Source organism: Streptococcus pseudopneumoniae ATCC BAA-960 = CCUG 49455, assembly GCF_002087075.1.
In the GTDB taxonomy this organism is placed as follows: Bacteria; Bacillota; Bacilli; order Lactobacillales; family Streptococcaceae; genus Streptococcus; species Streptococcus pseudopneumoniae.
Genome location: NZ_MWSM01000011.1, coordinates 1 through 647, shown reverse-complemented (window position 1 = coordinate 647; position 647 = coordinate 1). Strand labels below are relative to the sequence as shown.

The window sequence follows — 647 nt, the reverse complement described above, 5'->3', positions numbered from 1 at the left end:
TTAGAAATCTGCCTAAGATTATGTCTTGGGACGTTGAAACAGTCCAGGGAGTGACTGTTTCAATCGGGAGATGGAGATGAGCTTCATTGCGCAAGATTTTAACAATCTCAATATCATCACTGTTCTTGAGGGAAGAACACAAGCTATCATTCGAAATCACTTTCTTCGCTACGATAGAGCTGTCCGATGTCGAGTGAAAATTATTACTATGGATATGTTTAGTCCTTACTATGACTTAGCTAAACAGATTCGCTTTCAAATTTCTAGGCTCAGGCTGAAACAGTCTCCCAGACTGTTTCACTCCCGAATGCTAAAATCGTGTTGGATCGCTTTCACATTGTACAACATCTTAACCGTGCTATGAGTCGTGTGCATGTCCAAATCATGAATCAGTTTCATCGAAAATCCCATGAATACAAGGCTATCAAGCGCTACTGGAAACTCATTCAACAGGATAGTCGTAAACTCAGCGATAAACGTTTTTATCGCCCTACTTTTCGTATGCACTTAACCAATAAAGAGATTCTTGACAAGCTTTTGAGCTATTCAGAAGACTTAAAACACCACTACAATCTCTATCAGCTCTTGCTTTTTCACTTCCAGAATAAGGAACCAGAGACATTTTTCGGACTTATTGAGGACAATCT

The 647-nt window shown here is 39.6% G+C and carries 1 pseudogene; it reads left to right on the top strand.

The features are described 5' to 3' along the window. Positions 1 to 647, top strand: a pseudogene (locus B4W83_RS02875) (transposase); the annotation flags it as partial.